This is a genomic window from Dyadobacter sp. 32 (assembly GCF_902506755.1).
Lineage (GTDB): Bacteria > Bacteroidota > Bacteroidia > Cytophagales > Spirosomataceae > Dyadobacter.
On record NZ_LR735258.1, the window covers coordinates 526,155 to 549,480 of the forward strand.

Here is a 23,326-nt window from a genome sequence, read left to right on the forward strand (position 1 = left end):
ATGACTCAAACTACGCTGAATGATATAAATTTTTGCTATCCCCCTAGTGATGAGCAAAGTTTGATCGCCAATTATCTCGACAAAAAGACATCCGAACTCGACACTCTCATCACCAAAAAAGAAAAGCTGATAGAGCTGCTCAAAGAAGAACGCACCGCCATCATTAACCAGGCCGTTACCAAAGGACTTGATTTGAATGTGGAGATGAAGGATAGTGGCGTGGAATGGTTGGGGGAGATTCCGGCGCATTGGGAAATGTCCAAGTTAAAATATGTTTCGCTGATCAAATATGGTCTTGGTCAGCCACCAAAACAAAAAGATGATGGCCTTCCAATTATAAGAGCTACAAATGTTTTTAGGGGGAAGATATCAAAGGAAAATCTTGTATTTGTAGATCCAGACGATATCCCTTGGAATAGAGATCCCGTTTTAAAAGAGAATGATATAATTGTGGTAAGAAGTGGTGCTTATACTGGTGACAGCGCAATTATTCCTTATGAGTTCGAGGGAGCTATTACAGGTTACGATATGGTATTAAGAGCATTGACGGTAAATCCTAAATTTGTTGCCTTTTGCCTTTTGAGTACCTATCTATTAGATAATCAATTGTTCTTAGAAAGGTTAAGAGCTGCACAGCCACATTTGAATGCTGAGGAGCTTGGAAATTCTTTCCTTGTATTACCGAATATTGAAGAACAGGATGAAATTGTTTCGCATATCGAAATTGAGCATAAACGAGTGGATGATTTAATTTCCAAAAGTGAGCAAGAAATCACCCTTCTAAAAGAATACAAAACAGCCTTAATCAGCGAAGTGGTTACGGGGAAGGTGAAGGTGGTTTGACGATTGAAAACGAACCTAACAGGTTCCCATGTTTATAGAAAAGACGCATTAGGATAGATTGTGCGACCCCATTCGGGGTCGTATTCATCTATACCGGCATTAGTTTCTATAAACCTTTAATCCCTTCGGGATTTTCACCGAGCGCAAACGAACCCAACGGGTTCCCATGTTTATAGAAAAGACGGATTAGGATAGATTGTGCGACCCCATTCGGGGTCGCATTCATCTATACCGGCATTAGTTTCTATAAACCTTTAATCCCTTCGGGATTCTCACCGAGCGCAAACGAACCCAACGGGTTCCCATGTTTATAGAAAAGGTTTGGATGAAAGAAAGTACGACCCCGATGGGGTCGCATTTTCCTTAATGGCGGATGGATTTCTATAAACATTTAATCCCTTTGGGATTCTCAACGATTGCAAACGAACCCAACGGGTTCCCATGTTTATAGAAAAGACGCATTAGGGTAGATTGTAAGACCCCATTCGGGGTCGCATTTCATCTATACCGGCATTAATTTCTATAAACCTTTAATCCCTTCGGGATTCTCACCGAGCGCAAACGAACCCAACGGGTTCCCATGTTTATAGAAAAGACGCAAAGAGGTAGATGGATGCGACCCCATTCGGGGTCGCATCCATCTATACCGGCATTAGTTTCTATAAACCTTTAATCCCTTCGGGATTCTCACCGAGCGCAAACGAACCCAACGGGTTCCCATGTTTATAGAAAAGACGCAAAGAGGTAGATTGTGCGACCCCATTCGGGGTCGCATTCATCTATACCGGCATTAATTTCTATACACATTTAATCCCTTCGGGATTCTCAACGATTGCAAACGCACCCAACGGGTTCCCATGTTTATAGGAAAGACGGATTAGGATAGATTGTGCGACCCCATTCGGGGTCGCATTCATCTATACCGGCATTAGTTTCTATAAACCTTTAATCCCTTCGGGATTCTCACCGAGCGCAAACGCACCCAACGGGTTCCCATGTTTATAGAAAAGACGCAAAGAGGTAGATTGTGCGACCCCATTCGGGGTCGCATTCATCTATACCGGCATTAATTTCTATACACATTTAATCCCTCCGGGATTCTCACCGATTGCAAACGAACCCAACGGGTTCCCATGTTTATAGAAAAGACGCATTAGGGTAGATTGTAAGACCCCATTCGGGGTCGCATTTCATCTATACCGGCATTAATTTCTATAAACCTTTAATCCCTTCGGGATTCTCACCGAGCGCAAACGAACCCAACGGGTTCCCATGTTTATAGAAAAAGGCGCATTTGGATAGATTGTACGAGCCCATTCGGGGTCGCATTTCTTCAATACCGGTATTAATTTCTATAAACATTAAATCCCTCCGGGATTGCTATAACAGGAATTACTTTTCAAAGTAATGCCCGTCTCAAGAGAAGACACATCTAAATTAATACATCATGCCTGGAACATTCACCCAAATTTACATTCAAATTGTATTTGCTGTTAAAGGGCGTAAAAGCCTGATTGGATCACATTGGGAAGAGGAACTTTTTAAATATATCAGCGGTATCGTGCGAAATAAGGACCAAAAAATGCTGTCTATCAATGGAATGCCAGATCATATACATTTTCTGATTGGTATGAAACCGACTTGCTGCTTGTCTGATCTCGTTCGTGAAGTAAAAAAATCCTCAAATGGATTCATTAACGAAAAACGATTTTCTAAATCCAAATTTGAATGGCAAGGAGGTTATGGAGCATTTTCATATAGTCATTCCAATTTGGATGCAGTCATATGCTATATTCGTGATCAAAAACGTCACCATCAAAAAAAGACATTTAAAGAGGAATACATGGAATTTTTGACAAAGTTTAATATCGAATTCAAGGATGAATACTTATTTGAATGGATTGATTAAGCTGCAAGATCCCATTGATACTCGTTACCAGTAATTAAAGCCATTTAAATTTCAGGCCATGCCGCTTTGTAACTAAATTTTGATTAAATAATATTAATTCAGTTATTTGACACAGCAGTACCCGTTTTGCATACCGTAAGATTTGCTAACGGGTCATTCTTCTAATCGAAAATTTTTGGGAATTTAGAGAAGTAAAAAAAGCCCGTAAGTGCACTAAGAGGGATACGCCTCAATGGCTTGGAGTCGACCTTCATTCATAACAAGCTGATACAAAGGTGTTAACATATGTTGACATTTACAAAGTTTACCAGACATTTGTATCGTAAAAAAAATATTAGTCAATTGCGAGTAACATCCTCCTTTAACTCAACTTATGTCTTTACATACTGAAAAAATCTTTGAAGCCGCCATTGAGCAAGAACTATTGCAAAACGGAGGTTTTATAAAAGGTCATTCCAGTGATTTTAATGCAGAACTTGGGTTGTTTCCGGCCCATATTTTTGCTTTTTTACAAGAATCCCAGCCCAAGGAATGGGAGAAAATCAGCAATATTCATAAAGCGGATGTGGAGCTGAAAGTTTTAAACCGTTTGCTCAAAGAACTGGATCTGCGGGGAACGCTGGATGTGGTACGGAATGGTTTTACGGATTATGGTGTAAAATTCAAAATGGCGTATTTCAAACCGGAAAGTACGCTGAATGTCCAGTCGCAGGAATTATATAAGATCAAACAGCTTACCGTAACGCGCCAGTTATTCTACGAGCGGCAGGGGAGGAATTCACTGGATATGGTCTTGTCGCTGAACGGACTTCCCATTGCCACGATTGAATTAAAAAACCAGTTTACCGGGCAAAATATTCAGGATGCACAAAATCAGTATGTGTATGATCGTGAGCCATCCGAACCGATTTTTCAATTCAAAAAAAGAAGTCTGGTTCATTTTGCGGTAGACGCCGACGAATGTTATATGACGACCAGGCTGGCCGGAAAAAATACGCGTTATCTTCCTTTCAATCTGGGCCATAACAACGGAGCCGGAAATCCGCTTAATCCGGACGGTTACCGGACTTCCTACTTGTGGGAAAAAGTCTGGGTGAAAGATAGTTTCATGGATATCATCGGAAAATTCATGCATATCAGTTCGGAGGAATACGAACTGAACGGTATCCGGAAAATTAAGGAAACCATTATTTTTCCACGTTTTCACCAATTGGAAGTCGTGCGGAAGCTGACAGCGGATGCACGCGAATCCGGTGCAGGAAAAAATTATCTGATCCAGCATTCGGCAGGTTCCGGAAAATCTAATTCCATCGCCTGGCTTTCCTATCGTCTGTCCAGTTTGCACAACGCAGCGAACGAGCGCATTTTTGATTCCGTCATCGTCATCACCGACCGGAAAGTGCTGGACAGTCAGCTGCAAAATACCATTTACCAGTTTGATCATAAAGAAGGCGTCGTTCAGAAAATTGATAAGGATTCGCAGCAGCTTGCGGATGCGATCAGTTCCGGCTCACACATCATCATCACCACCTTACAGAAATTTCCTTTTATTCTGGATAAAGTCGGCGAAATGCCTAACCGGAAATATGCTGTAATCATCGACGAAGCGCACTCGTCCCAGGGCGGCGAAGCGACTAAGAAAATGAAAGAAGTATTGTCGGACCGTACTTTGGAACAAGCCGAAAAAGACGAAAGTTATTCCGGTTTGGATGAAGATGCGGAAGATGAGATCCGGAAATCCATGCAGGCGCGCGGCAAGCAAACAAATCTGAGTTTCTTTGGATTTACGGCTACACCTAAGCCTAAAACGATAGAAGTTTTTGGAACCGTCTCATCGGACGGAAAACCACGTCCGTTCCATGTTTATTCCATGAAACAGGCGATAGAGGAAGGTTTCATTCTGGATGTTTTAAAAAATTACACGACTTACAAAACCTATTTCAAGCTTTCCAAACAGATCGAGGAAGATCCTGACATTAATAAAAAACAGGGAGCGAGAGCGATTGCACGTTTTTTAAGTCTGCATCCGCATAATCTTTCACAGAAAACGGAGGTGATCGTTGAGCATTTTCGGCAGATTGTTTCTAAAAAAATCGGAGGGAAAGCCAAAGCGATGGTCGTTACCGGGTCGAGGCTTCACGCAGTCCGTTACAAAGAAGAATTTGATAAATATATCAGGGAACAGAAGTATACCGATATCAAAACCATCGTCGCCTTTTCAGGAAAAGTGGTTTATGATGAATATCTAGGCGGCGTTACCGAAGTGGAGTTAAACGGGTTCAAGGAAAGTGAGCTGCCCAAAAAGTTTGCAACGGACGAATACCAGATTTTGCTGGTTGCCGACAAATACCAAACGGGTTTTGATCAGCCTTTGCTGCATACGATGTATGTCGATAAAAAGCTTTCGGGAGTAAAAGCGGTACAAACTTTGTCAAGGCTGAACCGCATGTCTGCCGGAAAGGAGGATACTTTTGTACTCGATTTTGCTAATGAAACAGACGATATTCTGGCTTCGTTCCAGCCATATTATGAGCTAACAACGGTCGATAGCACAACTGATCCAAACCATTTGTATGATTTAAAAAACGAGCTTGAAAAGGCGCAGGTAATCTGGCAAACCGAGGTTGATAATTTCTGCAATGTCTATTTCAAATCCAGAAAGAAATTGTCAGAAAGTGAGCAGAAAAAATTATATGCCTTTGTCAATCCGGCTTGTGATCGCTTCAAAGCGCTACCCGAAACAACGACAATTGAAGGAGCCGAAACAGCATCGCAGGAAAACTTTAAACACGCCTTACAATCATTTACCAGGTTATATTCCTTCCTGAGTCAGATCATGCCTTTCTCGGATATTGATCTGGAAAAGCTGTTTACCTACGGGAAATTCCTGCTCAAAACACTTCCGAAAAACAGCAAAGACAGATTTCAGCTCGGCGATGAAGTTTCACTGGAATACTATCGCTTGCAGCATATCAGCCAGGTAAACATTCTGATGGAAGACCAGCCAGAATACGGTCTGGACGGAGGAAATGTTTCAGGAATCAGAATGAGCAAGGAGGAGAAAGCGGCTTTGTCTGAGATCATTGATGTATTGAACAAACGGTTTCATACGGAATTTAACGAGGCTGATAAACTCTTTTTCGATCAGATCGAAGCCGAACTTCTCAACGATGCCAAACTGGGACAACAAGCACAAAACAATACTATGGCAAACTTTAAATACGGTTTTGAAGATGTTTTTATGGATAAACTCATCAGCAGAATGGAACAAAATCAGGAGCTCTTTTCAAAGATGATGGATGATCAGGAATTTGGTGGGTTGGTAAAAGGGTATATGTTGAAGCGGGTTTATAATGGGTTGAGGGGGTAAAATTAATCTCTATTAACAAATGAAACTATACAAAAAAATTATTGGAGTTGTATTTATAATAACCTTGCTATTTAACATTTACCAGATTTTTATCGGAGTATCGCTGATCTCACAACCAGATGTTGCATATAAAGTAGGAGGTATCTTAGGCTTCCTATTGTCTGCCACTTATTCGTATTGGCTTATTGGTTCGGCATTTCATGAGGCAAAATATAAGGGTCCGGGATATTGGGTTATAAAGTCGATCGCTATTTTTTGTATGGCCTTTCTATTAGTAATTTTGTTTTATAGCTTTTATTTAAACAGGGGTCAGGTGGAATTGATTTATGATTTGTTTGCGGTAACTATTATGTTGGCTTTTTATCTGCCAATTGTAATTTATGACTTAAAGTTAATATCTAAGAGTCGGTCGTTAAATTAAAATCAACATGCCTAGAAAATCAGTGTGGTCAATATCCAAATACTTACATAATACAAATATGTCTCTTAATCTTGGTCTATACATACTCCAAAGAGTCTATTAAAATAGCGTAAAAAGATAAATGCAAATCTTCAAAAACAACAAACAATCCCTTTCCACTTTAAAAGAAATCCCCTTCAAACTGGAACGTGAAATACAAAACCTCTTTGAACAAAACCTTGAACTGCTCAGCAGCTTAAAACTGGTCAAATCAGAGTTTTCGATACAGAGCCGCCGCATTGATACCCTGGCTTTTGATCCGGAGAGCAATGCCTTTGTGATCATTGAATACAAACGCAGCCAGAATTACAGTGTGGTCGATCAGGGTGTTTCGTATCTGAACCTGATGCTGGAATACCGCGCCGATTTCATTGTGGAATACAATGAAGTACATGGTGCAAGTCTCAAACGTACCGATGTAGACTGGTCGCAAAGCCGGATAATGTTTGTGTCGCCGTCATTTACGGATTTTCAGAAGCAGTCGACCAATTTTAAGGACCTGGGGATCGAGCTTTGGGAAATCAAACAGTTTGAGCATGATGTAATTACGATTCATCAGATAAAGAAGTCGAAGTCGGCTCCAAGTATTGGTTCCATGCAAAGGAGTGAAGGATCGGAAATCAGTAAGCTGGCCAAAGAAATTAAAACATATTCCGAAGAAGATCATTTACTTGGTAAGAGTGACGCTACGGTGGAGTTGTACGAAATATACAAAAATGCCATACTCAATCTGGGCGCTGATATTGAAATAAAACCGCAGAAAATGGTCATTGGATTTACCCAAAAGGGCAAGGTATTTGCCGATGTACTGATTTTGAAATCGGAGCTCAAATTCTGGATTAATCTGAAAATCGGAAAGCTGGATGATCCTAAACTGTTGACCCGGGACGTTTCCAACGTGGGGCATTGGGGAAATGGTGACTATGAGATCAGAATTCGCGACACAACAAACCTGGAATATATTATGAGTTTGGTGAAGCAGGGGTTGACTTACTGAATTCCAAGTATTCATACGGGCAATTGGTTTGTAGAACCTTCAAAATCGCTCCCGGAGGCAGGCAGGGCGGCTGCTTTGCGGCATGATCGGGGTTTTTGACGATGATACAGATTTTGTAATCATGTCTTTCTGCTAAATTTATAGTACTTTGAACGCTTTCAGCAAGGTTTGCTGAGTAACCTAAACCCTGTTACACTCAATTATGGAACAAATTGTAAATTTTGTCAATGATATTATCTGGAGTAATGCACTCATTATACTTTGTCTTGCCACTGGCATCTATTTCTCGATTGTAACGCGGTTTTTGCAGGTTCGTTATTTAAAGGATATGGTTCGTTTGTTATTTGGTGGCGAGTCATCGGCAAAGGGTGTTTCTTCCTTCCAGGCTTTTGCCATAGCGATTTCTGGCAGGGTAGGTACCGGGAACATCGCCGGCGTGGCGACGGCCATTGCGATGGGAGGGCCTGGTGCTGTGTTCTGGATGTGGGCAATTGCATTTCTAGGAGCTGCTTCTGCTTTTGTAGAAGCGACCCTGGGACAGATCTATAAAACGGTAAAGGATGGACAGTACCGGGGAGGCCCTGCCTATTATATTGAAAAAGGTCTTGGTATTCAATGGTATGCAAGCTTGTTTGCGATCGCAACCATCCTGAGTACCGCCTTGTTTTTGCCGGGGGTACAGAGTAACAGCATTGCGATCAGCGCTAAAACTGCATTTGACATACCGGTGGAAATGACCGGCGCAGCAGTCACGGTTTTGTTAGGCCTTATCATTTTTGGCGGTGTAAAACGCATTGGAAAAGTAGCTGAGATTGTCGTCCCTTTTATGGCGGGTGCCTATATTTTAATGGCGTTAATCGTGATTGCCCTCAACGTTGGGCAGGTACCCGCGATATTTGGACTGATCTTCCGCTCTGCTTTTGATGTGGAACCGGCATTTGCGGGAATTTTTGGTATGGCCGTATCGTGGGGGGTAAAGCGGGGAATCTATTCCAATGAAGCAGGGCAGGGAACGGCTCCCCACGCGGCGGCGGCGGCTGAGGCGAGCCATCCGGTAAAGCAGGGGCTGGTTCAGGCATTTTCGGTTTATGTGGATACGTTATTTGTCTGCACGGCTACGGCGCTGATGATTCTTTTTACCGGCCAATATAATGTGGTCAATCCTGAGGGGGGATTTCTAGTCGAAAATGTAAAAGGATTAGCCGTTGGCGCCGATTATACCCAGGCTGCTATTAATACAGAATTCCCTTCTCTGGGCAGTGGGTTTGTTTCCATAGCCCTGCTGTTTTTTGCATTTACCACCATCATGGCCTATTACTACATTGCAGAAACAAACCTGAGTTACCTGCTAAAAAAGGGGCAAAATAAATGGCTCCTGTGGGCACTACGCGGGTTGATCATGTCGGCAACGTTTTACGGCTCTATCAAAACAGCAGCCCTTGCCTGGACAATCGGTGATATCGGCGTAGGCATGATGGCATGGCTGAACATTGTTGCGATCTTATTACTGAGAAAACCTGCACTAATTGCCCTGAAAGACTACGGCGATCAGAAGAAACAGGGCAAGAATCCCGTATTTAAAGCAAAAGAACTGGGAATAATGAATACAGAGCAGTGGTAGTGAAATGGTGCTGTCCTGGATTAAACAGCCCTTGTTAAAGAGGTGATTTTAAACCATTTTTATTAAGGCTACCGCAAAGAACCGGCTAACAGTTCTTTGCGGTAGTCCTGTTTTTTTAGGACCCGCTATTTGTTAAGCATGGGTATTGCAGGCAACACCGGATGATTCGTCTTAAATTCCTTACCAACCAATTTTGCTATGGTCGCAGCGATCTGCCCCTGAAATAACTGGTCTTTTTGTGCACTTTCACCCGAAGCCGGGATTGAAGGCCCCACAGCCACTATCCAGATTTGATCCGCCCCTGTAACCTCACGGCCATGGTCTTTCCAGCCGCCACCTTTGGCCTGGCCACGTCCGTGGTCGGTGGTAATGATCAGGGTAGTTTTGTTGGCGTAGAACGGGGTCGACTGGATATACGCCCAGAGTTGTCTGATCCAGTCGTCGGATTTATTGGCAGCATCCAGATAGAGGTCATATTGCCCGGCGTGAGCGAATTCATCAGTATCTCCTAAGCCAAAGTGCATCAGCCTGGGCTGGTTGACTTTCATATATTCCAGCCCCATGTGAAAAGTGGCTACGTCAAGCCTCTCGCCACCATGGAAGAGATCGGGTAGTTCGTGTTGCAAACGGTTCAGTTCGGTTTGCTTATCCGTAAGCTTGCCCGGTACATCCCTGAAACCGTCATTAACCAGGAATCCACTACGTTTTTCGTTAAATATCGAAGCAAAAACATCCCAGGAGCCAAAGCTTGCAGTCTTGCCTTTGAATTCTGGAAATTTGTTCAGGTATTCAAACACGTTTTCATTTTTGTTGGGAATTTTGCCGTTGGAATTCACCGTGGAGTCGGGGAAGCCGGTAAAGATCTCATTGTAACCTGGATATGAAAACCGGTGCATATTGGCTGTATTTACAAAATTCCCAGCTTGTCGGTTACCCAGCAACATCCCCTTTTTGGCAATTTCACCCCATAAGAAAGGCATCAATTTTTTTCTTCTTTCCATTTCAGAGTCAGCCCAAAACCTCCGCTGAACATATTTGGTATTGTATTTGGCACCAGCCTCAAAGCTCAGCAGGCTATCTGCCCCTCCAAACAATTCCTGCCACCGGAAGCCGTCCATGGTGACCACCACAACGTTCTGTGATTTCACCTGGGAAATGGCGGCCACAGTCAGGCCTTGTAGCATGAATAAAAGCACTAATTTTTTCATCATTGATCCTTATTTAGGTTAAAGGGGAATTTATTGTGAATTAAGCAAATTTACGGCGAATGCGATATCTACGAATACTCCACACTCATCTCACCTCTCAATGGGGCTCCCAGCATTTCAGCACATTTTTTCGGATCGTTTTCTTTGGCAAAGACATACATCATTTTGGTGATGGCCGCTTCCGCCGTGATATCGGAACCACTCACCACGCCAACCTCTTTCAGGTATTTGCTGGTTTGATAATGCCCCTGGGTTACTCTTCCGCCGTCACATTGCGATACATTGAAAACGATGATATTCTTTTCAATGGCTTCACGGATGGCTTCCAGAAACCAGGGCTCGGTAGTGGCATTGCCGGCTCCGTACGTCTCGAGGACAACTCCCTTTAAGCCTTCTATTTGTAATATTGCTTTTACCGTTTTAGGCGTGATACCGGGAAACATTTTTAAAAACGCTACCTGGCTATCCAGTTTTTTCTGAACCGATAAAGTGGCGGAGGAATCGTACGGCTTTATAAAAGGGAAATTATAGTCAATTCGTACACCCGCATTGGCCAGGAAGGGATAGTTCTCGGAGTGAAATGCATTGAAGTCCGAACTTTCCTGCTTCTTGGAACGATTGCCCCGTAGCAGGAGGGAGTTGAAATAGATGCACACCTCTGATAGGATAGGGGTGCCATCATCGGCCACCGCCGCCGCCAGCTCCAGGGCCGAAATGAAATTTTCACGCGCATCTGAGCGCGGTACACCAATAGGCAGCTGGGCTCCGGTAAGGATAACGGGTTTATTAAGTCCCTCCAGCAAATAGCTGAGTGCCGAAGCCGTGTAAGCCATGGTGTCCGTACCATGGAGTATCACAAAACTGTCGTAGGTCGTGTAGTTTCGCTCTATGATGGTTCCCAGTTCGATCCAGATCTCCGGTGTGATGTTGGAGGAGTCTATCGGGTTTTGAAGAGAAAGAAATGTGATAGCAAAACTAAGTCGCTGTATTTCGGGTACTTTCTCGATAATCTGGTCAAAGTCAAAAGGAACCAATTGCTTCCCCTTCGTTTCATACACCATTCCCAGGGTACCACCCGTGTAAATCACGAGAACGGATCCTTGTGTAGGTTCGGGCGAAATGGGGTTGATGTGAATGGTATTGTATTTCATGGGTTAACCAGGTCTGATTTTTGTTACTTTCACCCGTTAATCGGGTGAGGGAGTGGCAATGTTTAACGTGACAATAAACTTTTTGCTGTCTTTGAAGTTTCTGTGATGACGTGCTCTTTCGACGTATGCCTCAGATCAGCGACCTTTTGCGCCACCAGATCTATGTAGGCCACTTCATTCCGTTTCCCGCGGTAAGGAACCGGAGCGAGATATGGACTGTCCGTTTCCAGAACGATATCTTCAAGTGCTATGAAAGGAATGACTTGATCAAGTCCCCCATTTTTAAAAGTGGCTACACCGCCAATTCCCAGTTTAAATCCGAGTTCGATTGCCTGTTTTGCTTCTTCCAAAGTTCCTGTGAAGCAATGAAAAATGCCGTGTAGCTGAGGATCTCCAAATCGTTCAATCAGCGCGATAGTCTCCTGGAAAGCGTTACGGCTGTGAATATCAATCCATAAATTGTGCTTGCGGGCAAGGCCGCATTGACACAAAAAAGCTTCTTCCTGTTGCGCACGAAAGGTTTTATCCCAAAACAAGTCCATTCCTATTTCTCCGATGGCAATGAAAGTGTCCTTATTGAGCCAACTTTCGATGATCTGTAATTCGTTTTCAAAGTCATCCTTTACGTAGCAAGGATGTAAACCGATCATGGGCAGGCAGCGGTCCGGGTACTGGTCACGAAGTTGCATCATGCCCTCAATCGTTGTGTGGTCACAGTTGGGCATCCATATTTGTTCAATCCCGGCTGCCCAGGCCCGGTCCATCATCTCAGTACGGTCATTGATATAGTCGTCACTGTAAATATGCGCATGTGTTTCAATCATATTCTTTTCAACTTGGTTCGAATGATAAAAAACGGGTTGTTTGGAAGGATTAGTTCATCATTGGCAGTGCCTTGAAATCATAATCCCTTTCCTGAAAGTGTTTCAAAAATCGGGGCAGGGCGTATTGCATATTATTGGCAGCCTTGATGCTGTCATGAAACAAAACAATGGATCCGGGCCTGGTATATTGGATGGTTTTGCTCAGGCATGTTTCTGGTGTTATTTTGGGAGAAAAATCGCCGCTGAGCACGTCCCACATCACAATTTGCTGTGTTGGAGGCAACAAACGTGATTGGGATTTTTTAATTCTTCCATAAGGAGGACGGAACAGACTGGTATCTACATTCAAAGCCTGACTGCATTTTTCAAAATTATCCAGGTAGGTGTGGTCATCACTTTTCCAGCCGTTCAGATGGTTGTAGGTATGGTTTCCAACGGAGTGACCCTGATTCAGAATTTGATGGTAAATTTCCGGATGCCTGCGAACGTTGTCGCCAATACAAAAAAAGGTCGCTTTCGCATTGAAAGTATTCAGTACGTTTAGTACAAATTCTGTAACATCAGGAATTGGCCCGTCGTCAAAGGTTAAAAAAATGGTTTTTTCACGCGTGGCTACGTGCCATATAAATCCCGGATAAACGGCTTTGAGCCAAAAGGGCGAATAGTGTAGGAACATTCCGGTTTTAGGTATGCAGTGGATGTTCGTTATCCAATGCAACGGTTAGCCAAAGATAAGGATGATCGTCGTAAGCCGGATAAGAGAAAACAATTTTGCCGGCGAAATCGCTTTGCCCGTTTTTAAAAGCAGAAAAGCTTCCCGTTTAGAGAAGCTTTTCTGCCAGGTAATTATCAATAATTTTTGTTCGATCAGCGAAGATTACGCGTGCGCAAAGATTGGATTAAGCATGGATACGGCTTTGGCTTCAAGGAAGGATTCACCCATCAGGTATTCATCCACTGCCCGCGCAGCTTCGCGACCCTCACTGATGGCCCAAACGACCAAGGACTGCCCCCTGCGACAGTCACCTGCTGCGAATACTTTTTCATTTCCGGTTGTGCGGTATCCGTTCACCTTGATATTTCCCCTGTCGTCAAATTCCAGATCCAGATCGCTGAGCAGTCCCTCTTGTTGCGGATGAAGAAAACCAGCAGCCAAAAATGCCAGATCACATGGGATGTTTCTTTCACTTCCTGGTACTTCTTTCATTTGCATACGACCCGTTTCCGGATCCTTTTGCCAGTCCAGATCAACGATTTTCAGTTCTTTCAGATTGCCGTTTTCGTCTCCAACGAACTCTTTTGTATTGATAGACCAGTGCCTGTCACATCCTTCTTCGTGTGAAGTAGAAGTACGCAGCATCATGGGCCAGTTGGGCCATGGCGTGCTTGCATCTCTGTCTTTTGGAGGAATGGGCATTAATTCTATCTGGGTGATTGAGGCAGCACCATGGCGCCCCGAAGTTCCCACACAGTCGGAACCCGTATCTCCACCTCCGATAACTACCACATGTTTTCCGGTGGCAAGAATATCTCCATGGGCATAGGCAACACCCCGATGATCCACCTCTACTTTGATATCGGCAACCCGCTTATTTTGTTGGCTAAGGAATTCCATGGCAAAGTGCACACCTTTCAGCTGGCGGCCTTCAATTTTGACGTCCCTTGGAATGGTTGAACCCATAGTAAGTACTACGGCGTCATATTCGTTCAACAGCTCATCAGCCTTGATGTCTACACCCACATTGACGCCGGTTCTGAACTCAATGCCTTCTTCTTCCATCACCACAAGACGGCGATCAATCACTTTCTTTTCCAGCTTGAAATCAGGAATGCCATAGCGAAGCAAGCCGCCTATGCGGTCGGCACGTTCGAGGAGCAACACGGTATGCCCTGCCTGGTTCAGCTGATTGGCAGCGGCAAGTCCAGCGGGTCCGGAACCGACCACGGCCACTTTTTTGCCGGTACGTTTTTTGGGAATCCGTGGCTTGACAAGATTTAATTCGAAAGCTTTTTCTATGATCGCCTTTTCGATGAATTCGATGGCTACCGGCGGCTTGTTGATCCCCAGTACGCAGGAAGCCTCGCAGGGTGCAGGGCAGATACGGCCTGTAAATTCAGGGAAATTGTTGGTAGAAGTGAGTATTTCGTAAGCCAACGCCCAGTTTTCGTCATACACCGCGTCATTGAATTCCGGAATAATGTTTCCCAACGGACAACCGTTATGACAGAAAGGTATCCCACAATCCATACACCGCGCAGCCTGTTGTATGGAATGTGCATCTATGGGTGCTGTTTCTATTTCTTTATAATCGTGAAGGCGTTCTTCAATCGCTCTTTTCTTTGGCAATTCTCTTTCAAACTCTAAAAAACCGGTTGGCTTTCCCATTCTCTATTTTTTTATTAAAAATATGATTCAGATAAAATTGAGCCGTCTAATGCTGGTTTCGGTGTTCACCAACAGCCAGGACTTGATGGTCGGCAGATTTTACTATTGATGCTCTACATCCACCACAATATCTTGATAAACAACATTTTTATCCGCAATCTGCTGTGCGAGTGTGATCCCACGTCCTTCCAGCGCTCTTTTGAAGTCACCAGGTAGAACTTTTACAAATTGCTTCACGGAATCTTCCCAGTTTTGAATTAGCTGGAAGGCAATGTTACTGGTGGTGTACTGAAAATGTTTATCCAAAAACTCCCTCAGTATTTCCTGATCTTCCAGATTCAAGGGTTCCAGTGCAACCATTTCCATGTTCACTTTTTCCTTGAAATCACCCTTTTTATCCAGCACATAGGCAACACCACCCGACATCCCTGCAGCAAAGTTCCTGCCGGTATCACCGAGGATGATCGCCAGACCACCCGTCATGTATTCCAGTCCATGATCACCCAAGCCTTCTACTACCACCCTTGCTCCCGAATTTCTTACGCAGAAACGTTCGCCAGCTGTTCCTCTGATGTAGGCGTCGCCGGAAGTGGCTCCGTAAAATGCCACGTTACCAATAATAATATTTTCTTCTGGTTTGAATTTAGAATCGCGATCCGGGTAAATGATCAGTTCGGCTCCGCAGAGCCCCTTTCCAAAGTAGTCGTTGGCGTCACCTTCCAGTTCAAGACGAACCCCGGTGGTATTGAAAGCGCCGAAGCTTTGTCCGGCAGTACCGCGGAACTTGAAATGAATATTGCCAACCGGCAATCCTGTTCCTCCATATTTTTTGGAAATTTCATTGGAAAGCATCGTTCCAACGGCACGGTTCAGGTTGTTGATCCCAAACTCGGCATATACTTCCTCCTTGTTGTCCAGGGCTGGTTTAGCAGCTTTTATCAGGTCCTTGTCCAGGATGGCATCAATTCCATGATCCTGTTCCTCTTGTTTGAACTGAGCTACTGAAATATCCCCTTCTTTGTACAGGATCGCATCGAAATTGAGGTTTTTGTATTTCCAGTGTTTGATGTCATTCCGAAGTTCAAGGTACTGAGCTTGTCCTACCATTTCATTCACCGTACGGAAACCAAGTTGCGCCATGATTTCGCGAAGCTCCTGAGCCATAAAAGTGAACATGTTAACCACATGTTCCGGCTTTCCTGAGAATAAAGCACGCAATTCCTTACGTTGTGTAGCCACGCCCACAGGGCATGTATTCAGGTGACATTTACGCATCATGATACAACCAGCTGCTACCAGGGCAGCCGTAGCAACCCCCCATTCTTCTGCTCCCAGAAGGGCGGCTACTGCCAGGTCTTTTCCTGTACGAAGCTGTCCGTCGGCCTGAACGGTTACTCGACCGCGTAGTTTATTTTTAACAAGTGTTTGATGTGTTTCGGCAAGGCCAAGCTCCCAGGGCAATCCTGCATGGCGAATAGAGCTCAGTGGAGAGGCGCCTGTTCCACCATCATATCCTGAGATCAGGATGTGGTCGGCGTGTGCTTTGGCAACGCCCGAAGCTACCGTTCCCACACCGGCTTCGGATACCAGTTTTACACTGATCCGTGCATCACGGTTCGCATTTTTAAGGTCAAATATCAGCTGGGCTAAATCCTCAATAGAATAAATATCATGGTGAGGTGGAGGGGAGATCAAGCCTACACCAGGTGTTGAGTGCCGTGTACGACCGATCCAGTCATCTACCTTAAAACCAGGTAATTGTCCACCTTCTCCGGGCTTGGCACCCTGGGCGGTTTTGATCTGAAGTTCACCTGCATTGCTCAAATAATGGCTTGTAACTCCAAAGCGTCCGGAAGCTACCTGCTTGATCTGGGAGTTCATCCAGTCGCCATTAGGCAGTTTATTGTAACGGAGCTCGTCTTCGCCGCCTTCTCCCGAATTGGATTTTCCGCCAATGCGGTTCATCGCAATAGCCAGCGTGGTGTGCGCTTCCCAGGATATGGAACCGAACGACATGGCACCTGTGGCGAAACGTTTGAAAATATTCTCAACGGGTTCCACCTCCTCAATTGGAATGGGATTGCCTTTTTTGAATCTTAGCAATCCCCGCAGTGTCAGCGCCTTCTGACTTTGATCATCAATCAGTTTAGAGAATTTTTTAAACTGCTCGTAGCTGTTTGTTTTGGTCGAATGCTGAAGTAAATGAACAGTCTGAGGATTGAAAATGTGGGCCTCTCCGCGTTGCTTCCATTGATAAAAACCACCCACTTCCAGTCTTGGGTTTGCTTCAGGTATTTCGTGGTAGGCTACTTTATGCCGAACCAATATTTCTCGCGCAATTTCAGAAATGCCCATCCCGCTGATCCGGGAGATGGTTCCTGTGAAATAGCGGTCTACCACATCCTTGTTCAGGCCCACACACTCAAATATCTGAGCACCCTGGTAAGATTGCAGTGTGGATATTCCCATTTTTGAGAATATTTTGAGCAATTCTTTGTTTACAGCCTTAATGTAATTGTAATGTAGTTTTTCATCCTTAAAGCCTTCTTCGATCATACCTTTCCTGTTCATGTAAGAAAGTGTTTCGAAAGCCATATACGGGCAAACACCCGATGCGCCGTAGCCGATCAGTGTGGCGAAATGATGGGTTTCCCAAACGTCCCCTGCTTCTACCAAAAGGCCCACTTTGCCACGAAGTCCTTCGCGGATAAGGTGGTGGTGAATGGTGGCGCAGGCCAGAAGTGATGGGATAGGCGCATGATCCGAGTCGATGGCACGGTCGGAAAGGATCAAAATTTCAAATCCGTCATCAATGGCATCTACGGCATAGCGGCAGATACGTTCGAGGGCTCTTTCCAAAGCCTTTCCGCCTTCATCAGCGCGGAAATAAGTATTGATGGTTTTTGCCTGGAAATGGTCCTTGTCAACGAATCTGAGTTTGTCGAATTCATTAATCGTAAGCACCGGATGAGGCAATTCGATCTGGCGACAGTGCTTCGGTGTTTCGGTCAGGATGTTTTCGGTGCCTCCGACGAATGATATGAGAGACATGATCGCACGTTCGCGGATGGAATCGATCGGGGGGTTGGTTACCTGCGCAAAAAGCTGTTTGAAATAATTGGATAGATGTTGACTCTGCTCCGATAATACAGCCAGAGGTACGTCGGTGCCCATGGAACCAATGGCTTCAAGGCCAGTTTGTCCCATAGGAGCCAGGATCATTCTCAGGTCCTCGGACGAATAGCCGAATGCAATCTGACGCTTTAATAGCGACTTGTCTTCATAAGGCAGATAAGTTCTGATGGGGTGGCTCAGCGCGTCGACGTGTAATTTGTTCTCATCAAGCCATTTTTGGTAGGGTTGAGAGGAACAGACAGATGCTTTCACTTCTTCGTCCGGAATAATGCGGCCCTGCTCCATGTCGACAATAAACATGCGGCCGGGCTGAAGGCGGCCTTTGGAAACCACTCTCGACTGGTCCACGTCCAACACTCCGGCTTCTGATGCCATGATGATGGTATCATCGTCCAATACCCAGTAACGAGATGGGCGAAGTCCGTTTCTATCCAGGGTTGCACCTACCATTTTTCCATCGGTGAAGGAAATGGAAGCGGGGCCGTCCCAGGGTTCCATGATTGCCGCGTGGTATTCGTAGAAAGCCTTGCGGGCCGGGTCCATTTGTTCGTTTCCGTCCCATGCCTCCGGTACCAGCATCATCATCACGTGAGGCAACGAACGCCCTGAGAGGTGGAGCAATTCAATGGCATTGTCCAGATTCGCTGAGTCAGACTGGTTTCTGTCGCAAATGGGCAGGATCATGTCCATTTCTTCCTTGCTGAAAAATTCGGACTGGAATGATTTTTCACCGGCCCTTATCCAGTTTACATTGCCTTTAACCGTATTAATTTCACCGTTGTGCGCAATGTATCGGAAGGGTTGAGCCAGTTCCCAGGCTGGAAATGTATTGGTGGCAAATCGTGAGTGAACCACCGCAAGGGCAGATACCACCGACTCGTTTTCAAGATCGGGGAAGTAATATTTCAATTGGGCTGTTGTGAGCTGGCCCTTGTATGAGATCGTCCGACAAGAAAGTGACGAGTAATAAAAACGTCCTTTTGCGCCTTGTACAGTATCGGTGATCAACCTGGAAGACGACTGTCTCAGGATGTATAATTTACGCTCGAAATGCAGGTCGTCGGTGATGTCGTCAGGTCGCTTGATAAAAACCTGCTCCACGAACGGCTCAACCGAAAGCGATCCTTCACCGAGCGTGTTGTTGAGAGTGGGCACCTTTCTGTATCCCAGCAATTGCAACCCAAGCTTTTTTATCTTTCTGTTCAGAATAGCCTTGCACTCTTCCCGCACGGTTTCATCATCGGGGAAAAATATCATCCCTACACCATACTCACCAGCCGGCGGTAGCTGAAAACCAAGAGCCGAACATTCGTCAAAGAAATATTCATGCGGAATCTGAATCAATATACCTGCTCCATCGCCTGTGTTAGGATCAAAACCAGTGGCACCTCTATGCTCCATACGCTCCAGCATGTGAATAGCGTCAGCCACGATCTGGTGCGACTTTCGCCCTTTGATGTTGGCACGGAAGCCAATTCCACAGGCATCATGTTCAAATTCGGGACGGTACATCCCCTTGTTTTCCACTGTTGGTTCAGACATTTGCGACATATATCGAAGAGTGTAGACTATATATAGCTCCTATATAGAATTTATATAAATAAGCTGCTTAATAAAATTTGCCAAACTGCTATTACAATACGAATAGAGTAAAGCCACGCAAGATAATGATAAAAAATATTTGGTGTAATACGCAATTCACGAAATTTTATTCAAGCTTCCATAAGTTTATCCTTTTTTCACAATTTATCTAAAAATATTGCTAATCTTGTAAAAGTTGAATTATCGTATTTGAAAAATACAAAGTTTCCGGTGGAACAGGGATGTGATAAAGGCACTGAATGACTCAGGCGTTGCAGCAAAAAATGAATCGAAGGTTGGAATGGATTTGACAAGCACAAACTGCCCTGGATCAGCCTTATTTCAGTGACAGCATCAAGTGTTGGGCTTATTTATTTGAATGCCTAAAAAAATACCACACCGTTGCGTGTGGTATTGATGTATTAATGCTTGGTGGGATTATGGTTCGCTGGATTCACTTACGCCTTCATAGTCTTCGTCGTCATAATCATCATCCCCGGCACCAAACTCATTTTCAAGATTATTCATAAAAACGGCATCAATAGCTTCCTCTTTGGTTGGTAATATGTTGAGATCGGGAATTTTTAGCGCTTCCAGTTCATCAATAAAATCGTCATCTTTTGTAACAAGGACCAACAGGCCAAGGTCGTTGGCACAGAGCCGGTTCACCTTCTTAAGAACGGTGATGCCGGCTGCATCAAAGGATTTGGTAGCCGACACATTTACTATCAGATTATGAAATTCTTCGCGGAAAAGTTCTCTTGCCTTTTCTTCAAACGCGGCCGGGATTTCTTTTGAAAATGAAGCTTCCTGCAGATCAATATATGCGTATTGCTCCTTTTTTTCGATGGTATGGTTCATAGGAGGTAAGTTTAAACCCGAAATTTGTAAAGTTTAGTTGCGAAAGTAAGTTATGTCAAATGGATCTGAGTATTGCCTTTTCAATTCTTTCCAAAGGATTTTCCAGTCGGTTCTTTTGGAATTTATTGCCGGTAACTTTTTCGAAAAGTTCGATGTAACGTTCTGATATTTGCTCAATCCAGGCATCATCCATTTCAGGAACTGATTGCCCTTCTTTGCCCTGGAAACCATTCTGAATCAGCCATTCTCTCACAAATTCTTTGGATAATTGCTTTTGGGGTAGTCCCAGTTTTTGTTTTTCATCATAAACGTCTTTATAAAAATAACGGGAGGAGTCCGGGGTATGGATCTCGTCAATCAGATAGATCGTTCCGTCCGATTGTCCAAATTCGTATTTGGTATCAACCAGAATCAAACCCTGATCGGCTGCCATTTCGGTTCCCCGAGCAAAAAGGGCCAGGGAATAACGTTCAAGATGTTCGTAATCATCCAGGCTTACCAATCCCTGACTCAATATCTCCTCCCTGGAAATGTCTTCGTCGTGTCCCTCGTGTGCTTTGGTGGTTGGCGTAATAATTGGTCGAGGTAACTTGTCGTTTTCTTTAAGTCCATCGGGAAGTGAAACACCGCAAACACTGCGTTTTCCCGCTGCGTATTCACGCCACGCATGTCCAGCCAGGTAGCCTCTTACCACCATTTCAACCGGGTAGGCCTGGCACTTTATGCCAATGCTTACATTAGGATCGGGAACTTCTTCCAGCCAGTTGGGAACAATGTCGGAGGTCGCATTCAGGAAATGTGCGGCGATCTGGTTTAAAACCTGCCCTTTATAAGGGATTGCTCTGGGTAGTATTACGTCGAAGGCGGAGATGCGATCGGTAGCGACCATCACCAGCCGATTGTCAAAGGAATACACATCCCTTACCTTGCCTTTATAAAATGCCGTTTGGCCGGGGAATTGAAAATTTGTTTCTGGTATGCTAGTCATTGGATATATCTGAAATTACCATTCTATTTGCTTATTTGACTCTACCTTTTTCGCGTATTGTTTACGGCGAAGTTGGTAAATATATTGTGATTCGTTCGATTTCATCGCATCAAGAATCGTTCTGGCCTGCTCTTCCGACATATTCATAGCCTTGAGGTTGTTTAGCAACTGCTCCCTTCTGGCCGATTCCTGCACTTCATTTTCCTGCATCGGATTATCCGGAGGGGTTGGAGCTTGTTCCTTGGCAACATTATTTTTTAGCGCTTTGCTCGGCGCATTGAATTTGGAGGGCAACTCTTCACCGGTATAGGATTTCTTTAGAATGATATAATTTGCCCTTGCCAAATCGTTGCCCGGTTCGAGTTTAAGAGCAGCTTTTAAGTTGCTCAATGCTTTTGCAGTATCCTTCTTCGAAATATGGATCAAGGCAAGCTGACAATTCGCTTTGGATGCTACCGCACGGTCATCAATCTGAGTCAAAAGGCGATATTGAGCAGACGCTTTGCTGAATTCGCCGTTTTTGAAATAAGAATGCGCAAGGTTCAGCCTTGCCGAAGGCTCTGAAAAAACAGATCCATAGGTGATCTTGTCGTAGAGGGATGCGGCGTCTCGATATCTGTGTTCTATATATGCCTTCTCTGCCAATACCTTTCTTTCATTCGCTTTTGTAATCGAATCAAAAGTCCGGTGATCCCACAGCCAAAGGAGTGTGTACAGAATAAGTGAGGTCATAGGAATGATCTGTTACGCTGCAAAAATAAGAATAGATCGTTACAGTCGGAAGGTTCCTATGGTAATTAACACGTCCATGATAATCAAAAGCAGTGCTGCACCCAGAAAATAAAAGTATTTATTGCTCACAACAGTTACCGTGCGGGTGTCGATCAGGGTGCCATCTGCAGCGTTGATGTCCGTGATCATCCGATTGATTTCACTCTTTTCGTTATTAAGTTCATAGTATTGGCCCTTCGTATTGCTGGCTACATTTTTAAGGAAATTCTCGTCCAGTCTGCTCACTACAAGCCTGTCGTTCTCGTCCTTTAATAACTTTCCGTTTTCTTTAATACTTATTCCTGTTCTCGTGCCTACTGCCACCACGTAGGTGCCCACACCAAATCTTCTCAGGTTGTTGTACAAAATCCCGCTGCAATTTGATTTGTTTTCCCCATCCGTGAACAGAACAACCATTTTTGAGCGGCTGGAAGGGTCGTTGCCGTTGATAAGTTTTTTGTATGCCAGTTCCAGGGAGCCGCACACATTTGTACCACTGGTAGGCAGTAAACTTGTCTGCAGGCTTTGAATAAAAAGTCCCAGGGCAGTAGCGTCGTAGGTCAATGGGACCTGGACAAAGGCTTCATTCGAGAATATGATGATGCCAATGCGATTGGCCCGTTCGTTTTCAATGAATCTGTTCATTTCAAATTTTACTTTTTCAAGACGTGAAGGCGAAACATCCACGGCGTCCATGGACTTTGAAAGATCTACCAGCAGGTAGATGTCTTTTCCTTTTGCCTGGATTTCGCGACTCGCTTCTCCAAACGACGGGCCGAGCAGACTTATGATCAGTAAAATGAAGTATATGCTCCTTAAAAATAATTTTAGAATTAAAGTCCGGGCCGTTGTATTGAGTAAGCGGGCTACCCGAATTGTGCGGATCAGGAAGGTGACGTAGGCGATGATAAAAAAAAATATAAAAAAATATTCGGTGGTCTCAAAGGGGTAATTCCAGTTCATAATGAACGTCTTGACTGATTTATGATTTTTCAAAAATAGGCATTTGTAGCTTCTGGTAAAGTTTTTTTTGCCAAATGTTTGCTTTTCTGAATCGTGACCGCCTATATTTGCAACCCAGAACGGAAAGAAGGAGGGATGGGTGAGTGGCTGAAACCAGTAGTTTGCTAAACTGCCGTACTCGCAAGGGTACCGCGGGTTCGAATCCCGCTTCCTCTACAACGTTTCTGAAAAGATTAAAAGTTGGCAAAAAGTGTTGAC

Annotated in this window: 16 protein-coding genes and 1 tRNA gene; 7 read left to right on the forward strand and 10 right to left on the reverse strand. The window is 44.4% G+C overall.

The features are described from left to right. From DYADSP32_RS01980 to DYADSP32_RS02005, 6 genes are all read left to right on the forward strand, one after another. Complete coding sequence (locus tag DYADSP32_RS01980) at positions 1 to 843, forward strand: restriction endonuclease subunit S (RefSeq protein ID WP_149244272.1); 843 nt, start codon at positions 1 to 3, stop codon at positions 841 to 843. A 1,447-nt stretch (positions 844 to 2,290) separates the two neighbouring features. Then, a complete protein-coding gene (tnpA, locus tag DYADSP32_RS01985) occupies positions 2,291 to 2,752 on the forward strand; it encodes an IS200/IS605 family transposase (protein ID WP_149244271.1) in 462 nt (153 codons plus the stop codon). Positions 2,753 to 3,125: 373 nt separating this feature from the next. Beyond that, positions 3,126 to 6,122, forward strand: coding sequence for a type I restriction endonuclease subunit R (locus DYADSP32_RS01990; protein ID WP_149244270.1), 2,997 nt, complete (start codon positions 3,126 to 3,128; stop codon positions 6,120 to 6,122). Between the two features lie 19 nt (positions 6,123 to 6,141). Then, the gene (locus DYADSP32_RS01995; RefSeq protein WP_149244269.1) at positions 6,142 to 6,543 is read left to right on the forward strand and encodes a hypothetical protein; all 402 of its coding nucleotides are present in this window, start codon (positions 6,142 to 6,144) and stop codon (positions 6,541 to 6,543) included. Between the two features lie 121 nt (positions 6,544 to 6,664). Further along, on the forward strand, positions 6,665 to 7,579 hold the full coding sequence (locus DYADSP32_RS02000) for a DUF5655 domain-containing protein (RefSeq protein WP_149244268.1): 915 nt from the start codon (positions 6,665 to 6,667) through the stop codon (positions 7,577 to 7,579). Positions 7,580 to 7,778: 199 nt separating this feature from the next. Beyond that, on the forward strand, positions 7,779 to 9,200 hold the full coding sequence (locus tag DYADSP32_RS02005) for an alanine/glycine:cation symporter family protein (protein ID WP_414618146.1): 1,422 nt from the start codon (positions 7,779 to 7,781) through the stop codon (positions 9,198 to 9,200). Positions 9,201 to 9,325: 125 nt separating this feature from the next. On the opposite strand, the gene DYADSP32_RS02010 is transcribed toward DYADSP32_RS02005, so the two are convergent. The 10 genes from DYADSP32_RS02010 to DYADSP32_RS02055 form a co-directional block, all read right to left on the reverse strand. Further along, positions 9,326 to 10,411, reverse strand: a complete 1,086-nt coding sequence (locus DYADSP32_RS02010; protein ID WP_149244266.1) for an alkaline phosphatase family protein — start codon at positions 10,409 to 10,411, stop codon at positions 9,326 to 9,328. Positions 10,412 to 10,476: 65 nt separating this feature from the next. After that, positions 10,477 to 11,559 (reverse strand): asparaginase, encoded by a 1,083-nt coding sequence (locus DYADSP32_RS02015; RefSeq protein ID WP_149244265.1) that lies wholly within the window; start codon positions 11,557 to 11,559, stop codon positions 10,477 to 10,479. Between the two features lie 62 nt (positions 11,560 to 11,621). Further along, entirely contained in the window at positions 11,622 to 12,383 is a 762-nt protein-coding gene (locus DYADSP32_RS02020) for a TatD family hydrolase (protein ID WP_149244264.1), read from the reverse strand. 49 nt (positions 12,384 to 12,432) lie between these two features. Further along, positions 12,433 to 13,059, reverse strand: a complete 627-nt coding sequence (locus DYADSP32_RS02025) for a polysaccharide deacetylase family protein (RefSeq protein ID WP_149244263.1) — start codon at positions 13,057 to 13,059, stop codon at positions 12,433 to 12,435. A 201-nt stretch (positions 13,060 to 13,260) separates the two neighbouring features. After that, complete coding sequence (locus DYADSP32_RS02030) at positions 13,261 to 14,769, reverse strand: glutamate synthase subunit beta (protein WP_149244262.1); 1,509 nt, start codon at positions 14,767 to 14,769, stop codon at positions 13,261 to 13,263. A gap of 102 nt (positions 14,770 to 14,871) precedes the next feature. Beyond that, entirely contained in the window at positions 14,872 to 19,455 is a 4,584-nt protein-coding gene (gene gltB, locus DYADSP32_RS02035) for a glutamate synthase large subunit (protein WP_149244261.1), read from the reverse strand. Between the two features lie 468 nt (positions 19,456 to 19,923). After that, the gene (locus tag DYADSP32_RS02040) at positions 19,924 to 20,346 is read right to left on the reverse strand and encodes an STAS domain-containing protein (protein ID WP_149244260.1); all 423 of its coding nucleotides are present in this window, start codon (positions 20,344 to 20,346) and stop codon (positions 19,924 to 19,926) included. Positions 20,347 to 20,401: 55 nt separating this feature from the next. Continuing rightward, positions 20,402 to 21,334, reverse strand: a complete 933-nt coding sequence (locus DYADSP32_RS02045; RefSeq protein WP_149244259.1) for a phosphoribosylaminoimidazolesuccinocarboxamide synthase — start codon at positions 21,332 to 21,334, stop codon at positions 20,402 to 20,404. Positions 21,335 to 21,349: 15 nt separating this feature from the next. After that, complete coding sequence (locus tag DYADSP32_RS02050) at positions 21,350 to 22,066, reverse strand: hypothetical protein (RefSeq protein WP_149244258.1); 717 nt, start codon at positions 22,064 to 22,066, stop codon at positions 21,350 to 21,352. 39 nt (positions 22,067 to 22,105) lie between these two features. Beyond that, positions 22,106 to 23,068, reverse strand: a complete 963-nt coding sequence (locus tag DYADSP32_RS02055; protein WP_149244257.1) for a VWA domain-containing protein — start codon at positions 23,066 to 23,068, stop codon at positions 22,106 to 22,108. Positions 23,069 to 23,197: 129 nt separating this feature from the next. On the opposite strand from DYADSP32_RS02055, the gene DYADSP32_RS02060 reads away from it, so the two are divergent. Beyond that, positions 23,198 to 23,284 (forward strand) — tRNA-Ser (locus DYADSP32_RS02060). Positions 23,285 to 23,326: the final 42 nt, after the last annotated feature.